Source organism: Halorubrum sp. Atlit-8R, assembly GCF_003666025.1.
Lineage (GTDB): Archaea > Halobacteriota > Halobacteria > Halobacteriales > Haloferacaceae > Halorubrum > Halorubrum salinarum.
This window is the reverse complement of the sequence record NZ_QPLV01000028.1, coordinates 1-564: the sequence shown is the minus strand read 5'-3', so window position 1 is coordinate 564 and position 564 is coordinate 1. Positions and strand designations below refer to the sequence as shown.

Genomic DNA, 564 nt, shown 5'->3' with positions numbered 1-564 from the left:
CAAGAGCAACTACGACGGTTCGGTCGATGAGCTACTCGTTACCTACTCCGGTGGCACGGGGAAGCAGTACCGACTGATGGCCGAGTGGGAAGGTGCTATCTTCAACAACGATGCTCGCGGTCGCATCTACGAACTCGGCATGGTCTACCAGTTCTGTTTCGACGAGGACGACGAGGGGCCACGTTCGGTCGACACAGAGACGACCACGAGCGCGGTCACGCGGTCACCGACCGGCGCGACGCTTGCCATCGAAACGATTGGGATTGAGGGAATCTCCGAGAGAGTCGGCACGGCTCACGTCGTCGACCCTGAGACGCACGACCCGTTCTGTGGCAGTCGCGGAGTCAAGCAGAAAATTCAGACGGACCATCGCGAACTCTTGGAGGTCGATGCGCTCGCTGACGAACTCAACGTCTGCTCGAATTGCCAGCGCTCCGCGTTCGCGGGGGATGACTACATTAGTCCCGACGACCTGTTCCGACGTGCCCGCGACTGGACCAACGACGACTTTCGAGGCGACTGGTTCGAGGTCAAGATGGCGAACGGTGACGTTCGCACGGCCCA

At 60.5% G+C, this 564-nt stretch carries 1 pseudogene; it reads left to right on the top strand.

Going from position 1 to position 564, the window contains the following annotated elements:
- Window positions 1-564: pseudogene (locus DVK05_RS16425) on the top strand (hypothetical protein); the annotation flags it as partial.